A 7205-nucleotide genomic window follows, 5' to 3' on the forward strand; every position below is an offset into this window, starting at 1 on the left:
TCAGATGGGTATAAGAGACAGAGCGATGAGGGGGCTAAGAGGATGTTTGAAAAGTATCAGAATTAATCGAGATCCCCCCAACCCCCCTTACGAAGGGAGGCTAAATTCCTCAAAGTCCCCCTTTTCAAGGGGGATTTAGTGGGATCTGCGGGTGTCAGATCCCACACGAAAAAGTTTTCAACTCCTAAACTTTCAACGCCTTTTCAGCTTGGAAATGCAGCAATAATCCATATTCCAAACCCTCAACCACAGCTTGATAAGAAGCCTCCAAAATATTACTAGAAACTCCTACAGTAGTCCACCGTTGTTGACCATTACCCGATTCTACTAAGGCACGAGTTTTGGCAGATGTTCCCGTATTTCCGTTAAGAATTCTCACCTTATAATCAGTCAACTCAAAATCGGCAATTTGAGGATAAAAATTCACTAAAGCCTTACGCAAAGCCGCATCTAAAGCCGCCACCGGTCCATTACCTTCTGCGGCTTCTAGAATATTTTTACCATTAACAGCTACTTTAACAGTTGCTAAAGAATTAGTAGTTTCTTTCACCTCTACTAAATCACAATGAACCTGAAAACCTTGAACTTCAAAAAACTGTTGACGACATGATAAAGCCTCATACATCAAAAGAATAAAACTAGCCTCTGCGGCTTCAAATTGATAGCCTTCACTCTCCAATTCCTTCATGCGTTGGAGAATTTGTCTAGCTTGAGGATGATCTTTATCTAATTCAATCCCACAAGTTTTAGCTTTAGCTAAGACATTACTTAAACCAGACTGTTCAGAAATGACAATACGGCGTTGATTTCCTACCAATTCTGGTTGAATATGTTCATAGGTTAAAGGATTACGTTCCACCGCAGAGACATGAATCCCACCCTTATGAGCAAAAGCTGAAAGTCCAACAAAAGGTGCGTGTTCGTCAGGTGCGAGATTAACAACCTCACTCACAAACCGACTAGCTTCTGTAAGTTGATTTAGCTGGTGTTCACCGATACAACTATAACCCAATTTTAGTTGTAAATTGGGAATCACAGAACACAGATTGGCATTCCCGCAACGTTCCCCATAACCGTTAATTGTTCCTTGTACCATCTTAGCTCCAGCCATAACTGCTGCTAAGGCATTAGCAACCGCCATCTCTGAATCATTATGGGTATGTATGCCAATTTGGGGAATGGGTAATTGGTAATTGGTGATTGGTAATTGGGAAAGAGTTTCTTCTGTATTCCCTGTTCCCTTAACTACAACTGACACAATTTGCGAAACTTCATGAGGTAAAGTCCCCCCATTGGTATCACATAAAACTAACCATTCTGCACCTGCTGTGACTGCTGCTTTGAGCGTCTGTAGAGCATAATCAGGATTTTGCTTATAACCATCAAACCAGTGTTCAGCATCGTAAATTACCCGTCGTCCTTGAGAACGGAGATACTCGATGGTATCACCAATCATGGCTAGATTTTCCTCTAGGCTGGTCTTGAGTCCGGCTGTAACGTGCAAATCCCAGGATTTACCGAAAATTGTCACCCAGCGCGTTCCTGCTGCCAAAATCGCTTGCAGCATGGGTTCATCTCCGGCTTTGGTATGAGGACGACGGGTGGAACAAAAGGGGACAACTTCTGCTTGTTTGAGGGGATTTTCTCGAAGTTGCCAGAAAAATTGGACATCTTTGGGATTTGCTCCCGGCCAACCACCTTCAATGAAAGGAATACCTAATTCATCAAGTTTGTGAGCAATGCGTAACTTATCTTCTATGGACACTGACAATCCTTCCCGTTGAGTCCCGTCGCGGAGAGTAGTGTCGTAGAGCCAAAGTTTATTTGAGGGAGTTTTGGTCATAAAAATTTGGTGAACCTTTGCTTCAACACTTACACCTAAGAGACAACTTTGCGGCGATATGCCAACATACTACAAAACGCTATTTCGGTAATTTCAATATGCCGATAAAAAAAATGCTAACAATGGCTAACATTTTTTTCCTGTTTCCCTCTGAAAGTGTTGGCAGTACCAATCCATAAGCTAACACAGTCTACCTGACCACTATATGTATCGTAGAAGCTGGGAAAACTTCTATGGGGTGAGGATGTAATGACTATTGTTAATAACTCAATTCTAGTACAGCACTGCGTAAATAAACCAAGCATTCTCAATTGCCAAAAAGCTTGCTCAATATTACCTTTGACTTTTGACTTTTGACTTTTGACTTCCGCTTTGCGGTACTAGGCTGTTTTAATGCAAAAGACAACCCAGGGGAATACAACCTAAAATCCTGTTAAATTTGAGTAGAGGCATTGGCACTTATGGTACTTATGCGGTTAAGGTAGAAGGTGAGTAGCCGCAGCAAATTGGCGTAAGTGAACACGGCGTTCCCTTTTTGCCAACTTTCCTGCAAGTTGCTTGGAATTAGCTTGTCACTTGATTTGGGATTGACGATTTTGGACTTCGACTTCGCTCAGTCGAACGATTTGGGATTGACTCCACCCTCAAGGACGGGGATTGTACCAAATTTTTGTAATCTAAAATCTAAAATCTAAAATCTAAAATTCTTTTCATGGGTTTTGGGATCAAGGTTCTCAATTAGTTTGGACACCAGAAGGTTTACAAGGAGAGAAACAAGATGGGTAGATGGACACCCTTGATTTTAATGGCTGGCGGCGTAGCAATTTTGCTAGGTACGTTACTGGGGATTAATTTTCCTATGGGCGGACAACAAACTGCTAATGTTCCTCAAGGACGGAAAGCATCTAGTGTTCTCCCGGCTAATATTAATGTTAATAGTGCTGCCAATGGGAAGGATTCAGAAAATATTAGTGGTAATGAGTCAGAAACTTCTAGCGGAAGTAATTCCACCAGTGAAAGCCGCCGTACTAGTGTAGCTCAAGGTAATTTTTCTACGGAGACTACTAACAATTCTTCTAATACTACTCAAGAAACAAGTGGTAGTAATGACAGTTCCAGTTCTACCAATGAAACTGCCACTACACAGAGTAACTCAAGTGCTAGTGGTAATGAAGGTCAGAAGAAAGAACCAATTCGCGCTTTGTGGTAAGTAGGGAAAAATTAAGTCAAAGGTCACTCGATTTGGGATTGACGTTAGCGAAGCGTACGCAGCGCAGCGAGTATTTTTCCGTCCTCAAGGACGGGGACTTGTACCAAATTTTTGGCATCTAAAATCTAAAATCTAAAATTCCCGTGACCAATGACCAATTTTCGCCCCCCTTGTGAGCCATTTATGAGTTATTAGTTATTTACTGATGACTAATGATTGGGCGCAGGCCTTGCGCCCCTACTGACTAATGACTAGTGATGTTTTAATTATCGGTGGTGGTATTATTGGGTTGGCTTGCGGTGTTGAACTGCGATTACGGGGTGCAAATGTAACTGTACTTTGCCGTGATTTTACTGCGGCAGCCAGCCATGCCGCAGCGGGAATGTTAGCTCCTGATGCGGAAAATATTCCTAATGAGGCAATGTTGGCTTTATGTAGGCGATCGCGTAATTTATATTTAGACTGGACACAAAAACTAGCAGAATTAACTACGGGAAAAGATTTAAACAATACAGGCTATTGGTCTTGTGGTATCCTCGCACCGGTTTATCAACAATCTAAAGACACAGGAGACAAAACGGCTTACTGGTTAGATCAAGATGCTATTAACCAATATCAACCAGGTTTGGGTGCAGATGTGATGGGTGGGTGGTGGTATCCTGAAGACGGGCAAGTTGATAACCGGGCGTTAATTAAAGTTCTGCGGACTGCGGCTGACTCTTTGGGTGTTGTCTTCCAAGATGGAATTACAGTGGAAGCGATTTCTCAACAACAGGGAAAAGTTATTGGTGTACAAACTAATACTGGTTTATTTCGCGCTGACCATTATCTTTTAACTGCTGGTGCTTGGGTAAATCAATTGTTACCTTTACCAGTGCGTCCCCGCAAAGGACAAATGCTGAGTTTGCGAGTCCCAGATTTTCTGACTGAATTACCCTTAACTAGGGTGTTATTTGGTGAAAATATTTACATTGTTCCTCGAAGGAATCGCTCTATCATTATTGGCGCAACTAATGAAGATGTAGGATTTACCGCCGATAATACCCCTGGGGGAATTCAAAACTTACTGCAATCAGCCATTCGCCTATATCCGCAATTAGAAAATTATCCTATTCAAGAACTGTGGTGGGGATTTCGTCCCGCTACCCCCGATGAATTACCTATTTTGGGGCATAGTGATTGTGATAATTTAACTTTTGCGACTGGTCATCACCGCAATGGGATTTTACTTGCACCAATTACAGCCACATTAATTGCTGATTTGATTTGTGAACAAAAAGCAGATCCTCTTTTAGCTAATTTTCATTATTCTCGCTTTTCTACTGTGTCATCTACTACTATACCGATGTTAATTCACGTGACTCCTGCCACTAACGGACACCGTAACCCGGAGATATCAGATTTAATTATTCCCGATTCACCATTAGTTATTGCGGGAAAAAGCTTTAAATCTCGGTTAATGACGGGAACCGGTAAATATCGCCATATCCAAGAAATGCAGCAAAGTGTCACTGCAAGCGGTTGTCAAATTGTCACGGTGGCTGTGCGACGGGTACAAACTAACGCCCCAGGACATGAAGGTTTAGCCGAAGCCTTGGATTGGAGTAAAATCTGGATGTTACCCAATACCGCTGGCTGTCAAACTGCGGAGGAAGCTATTCGGGTGGCACGGTTGGGACGAGAAATGGCTAAGTTATTAGGACAGGAAGATAATAATTTTGTCAAGTTGGAAGTTATACCTGATGCTAAGTATTTACTACCTGATCCCATTGGCACTTTGCAAGCTGCGGAACAGTTGGTAAAAGAAGGTTTTGCTGTATTGCCTTATATTAATGCTGATCCTATGTTAGCCAAGCGGTTAGAAGAAGTAGGTTGTGCCACAGTCATGCCTTTAGCTGCCCCCATTGGTTCGGGACAAGGGCTAAAAACTACCGCCAATATTCAGATTATTATTGAAAATGCCAAGATTCCAGTAGTGGTAGATGCTGGCATCGGTGCGCCCTCTGAGGCTGCTGAGGCGATGGAATTGGGGGCGGATGCGTTATTAATTAATAGTGCGATCGCCCTGGCTGAGAATGCTCCAGCAATGGCTTATGCGATGAATTTGGCAACAGTAGCCGGTCGTATGGCTTACTTAGCCGGCAGAATGCCCATGAAGAATTACGCTAGTGCTAGTTCTCCTTTGACGGGAACGATTACAGGTTAGTTTTGTTTTGTTCAGATCCCCGACTTCTTAAAGAAGTCGGGGATCTGAATTTTGTCTTTTTTATGTCTACCAAAAGTAAAATTAATTGTATAAATAAATCCCTCTTTTGATACACGAAACTCTCTTCTATTATCCCCAATAATGAGGTCAGAAAAAGATTAGTAATCCTATCTTCTCAAAAGGGAGAATTATCATGGATAACATCATTAATTATAACAATGATAAAGGACTCTTAGCATACATTCAATTTCTCGCCTCAAGAGCATTAAGAACCCAAGACGCTGGAACTGATCCAATCTTTGATTTTGAAGATGCACTTGACCAAACAGAAATAGCACATTTAACTGTAGACGAACTGAAAAAAGATCCTGAAATCAACTCTTTATTTACAGAAAGATGGCTACCTAAACCCATAAATTTAGATGAATTAAGCAAACTTCCCGAAGGAACTTTAGGTTATATTTATGCTAAAGGAATGAAAGCTAGAGGCTTCGATCCTCATTTCTATAAAAAAGTGCCTGTTGTTGATGATATTTCTTATATGAAAATGCTGTGGAGAACTACCCATGATATTTATCATGTAGTCACTGGATTTGAAACTAATGTGGTGGGTGAATTGGGTTTACAAGCTTTTGTTTTAGCACAAACTCCCACACCTATTAGCATCATGTTAGTAAGTTTTGGCATGGTTTCTATTAGTCTTTATCAACCTACTAAATTCAAACCTTTAATGACGGAAATATCTCGTGGCTATTATCTAGGTTCTCATACTCCCGTCAAATTTATCTCCAAAAAATGGGATCAGTTTTGGAATGTCCCCATTAGTGAAATTCGCACTCAATTAGGAATGAATTATATTCCTGAATTAGCAGTCAGGTAAAATAGAAGTTCTGAGGAAATAAGGTTTTTTAATCTATTTTGAGATTATGCTACCGCATATTATCAGATCAAAAAATATTCGTAGATTGTTGGGAGTAGAAGTTTGTATGCTGTTCAAATACTTTCTTCTAAGACCTTACTTTTATACTTGATCAGATCACCAGAATCTTTACCATTATGTTTTTTCAGACGGTTCTTAAGTTTAATTTCTACAGAACTATTAATATCAGGAGTTGGATTTCTATTTAAGACAATGCGCGCATAAATTTTGAATTCTTTTATTTCAGTCATCAGGTTAGTTAGAGATGAATCTATTTGTCCTATTGCTTTTTTTAAATCATGTCCTTTTAACTCTACAAAAAACGCTGATTTATCTTCACAGGACAAGATTAGGTAATCACATCTTTCAGATTCTTTAATTAAGCACCCATCAACCTTAATCTTACAAATTTCTTTACCGTTATTATTGGTGACTCTATACTCTTGTTTATTCCCAGAATCTTTGACAACTATGGTTTTTCTTGAATCACAAAATTCCTGACATTCACTTTCTCGAAAAAAATCGTTACACATAGTTATTCATCCAGATTGAACAAATCATTAAATTTGTCATTAATTATACTGGATGCACTATCTATTTTTTCCGCTTGAATTAATTTTAGTTCTTCATCAATAATTGATTCATAGCCATTTTCTGAGATAAAGTAAGCTGAAATGCGATCAGGATCAATCCAACTTTTACTATTAACAATACTTGCTACGGCTTCTCTTTCATCACCAACTTTATTTGCACCCACTTGGTGAGCATATAAAAGATTGTTAAACGATGATAAAATATAAGGACTATGAGTAGTTATAATTATTTGATTGTTGCAAACATTTGCTAATAATCCAATCAGTTCTACAATATCACTTTGGGTTTCAGGATAAAGGTGTGCTTCCGGTTCTTCAAAAACCATAAATACACTTGTTCCATCTAAAATATATCGAAATATCAGCAATAAAATCCAAACTGATTCTTGTTGTCCTGAAGAAGCATATTGTAGTTTAACATATTGGTTATTTTT

The 7205-nt window shown here is 39.8% G+C and carries 6 protein-coding genes; 3 read left to right on the forward strand and 3 right to left on the reverse strand.

Annotation, left to right across the window (positions count from 1 at the left end):
- Nucleotides 1–184 precede the first annotated feature (184 nt).
- Nucleotides 185–1843: a citramalate synthase gene (gene cimA, locus IQ228_RS17195; protein WP_193963702.1), complete on the reverse strand. Its 1659-nt coding sequence runs from the start codon at nucleotides 1841–1843 to the stop codon at nucleotides 185–187.
- A 778-nt stretch (nucleotides 1844–2621) separates the two neighbouring features.
- Here cimA and IQ228_RS17200 point away from each other — a divergent pair.
- The 3 genes from IQ228_RS17200 to IQ228_RS17210 all read left to right on the forward strand — a co-directional run bounded on the left by IQ228_RS17200 (nucleotide 2622) and on the right by IQ228_RS17210 (nucleotide 6139).
- On the forward strand, nucleotides 2622–3053 hold the full coding sequence (locus tag IQ228_RS17200) for a hypothetical protein (protein ID WP_027403407.1): 432 nt from the start codon (nucleotides 2622–2624) through the stop codon (nucleotides 3051–3053).
- Nucleotides 3054–3300: 247 nt separating this feature from the next.
- Nucleotides 3301–5259 carry a glycine oxidase ThiO gene (thiO, locus tag IQ228_RS17205; protein WP_193963704.1) on the forward strand — a complete coding sequence of 653 codons (1959 nt, stop codon included), beginning with the start codon at nucleotides 3301–3303 and terminating at the stop codon, nucleotides 5257–5259.
- Between the two features lie 193 nt (nucleotides 5260–5452).
- Nucleotides 5453–6139: a Coq4 family protein gene (locus IQ228_RS17210; protein WP_027403405.1), complete on the forward strand. Its 687-nt coding sequence runs from the start codon at nucleotides 5453–5455 to the stop codon at nucleotides 6137–6139.
- A gap of 113 nt (nucleotides 6140–6252) precedes the next feature.
- On the opposite strand, the gene IQ228_RS17215 is transcribed toward IQ228_RS17210, so the two are convergent.
- Both IQ228_RS17215 and IQ228_RS17220 read right to left on the reverse strand, forming a co-directional pair.
- A complete protein-coding gene (locus IQ228_RS17215) occupies nucleotides 6253–6711 on the reverse strand; it encodes a hypothetical protein (protein WP_027403404.1) in 459 nt (152 codons plus the stop codon).
- Between the two features lie 2 nt (nucleotides 6712–6713).
- A partial coding sequence (locus IQ228_RS17220) for an AAA family ATPase (protein ID WP_193963706.1) occupies nucleotides 6714–7205 on the reverse strand: 492 nt, incomplete at its 5' end.

This window comes from Dolichospermum sp. LEGE 00246, from assembly GCF_015207865.1.
In the GTDB taxonomy this organism is placed as follows: Bacteria; Cyanobacteriota; Cyanobacteriia; order Cyanobacteriales; family Nostocaceae; genus Dolichospermum; species Dolichospermum heterosporum.